Origin of the sequence: Mesorhizobium sp. M1E.F.Ca.ET.063.01.1.1 (genome assembly GCF_003998155.1) — a bacterium.
Taxonomy (GTDB): domain Bacteria; phylum Pseudomonadota; class Alphaproteobacteria; order Rhizobiales; family Rhizobiaceae; genus Mesorhizobium.
Map to the genome: position 1 here is coordinate 1 of NZ_RZSC01001596.1, position 461 is coordinate 461.

At 65.7% G+C, this 461-nt stretch carries 1 protein-coding gene; it reads left to right on the forward strand.

Translation table 11 applies throughout. From position 1 onward, the window contains the following. On the forward strand, positions 1-461 hold a 461-nt coding region (locus EOA29_RS39965), incomplete at both ends, for an ABC transporter ATP-binding protein (protein WP_145970184.1).

Genomic DNA, 461 nt, shown 5'->3' on the forward strand with positions numbered 1-461 from the left:
CGCTCAACGTGCTGCTCGGCCCGACGCTGTCAGGCAAGACCAGCCTGATGCGGCTGATGGCCGGTCTCGACGCGCCGACGTCAGGCTCGGTCTGGTTCGACGGCAAGGATGTCACCGGCCAGCCGGTCCAGAAGCGCAACGTCGCCATGGTCTACCAGCAGTTCATCAATTACCCGGCGATGACAGTCTACGAGAATATCGCCTCGCCGCTCAGGGTCGCCGGCGCCGAGCAGTCGAAGATCGACAAGGAAGTGCGCAACGCCGCGGCACTCCTGAAGCTCACGCCCTATCTCGACCGCACGCCGCTCAGCCTTTCCGGCGGTCAGCAGCAGCGCACCGCGCTGGCGCGCGCCATCGTCAAGAACGCCAGCCTCGTCCTGCTTGACGAGCCGCTCGCCAATCTCGACTACAAATTGCGCGAGGAGTTGCGCGCCGAGCTGCCGAAGATCTTCGCCGCCGCC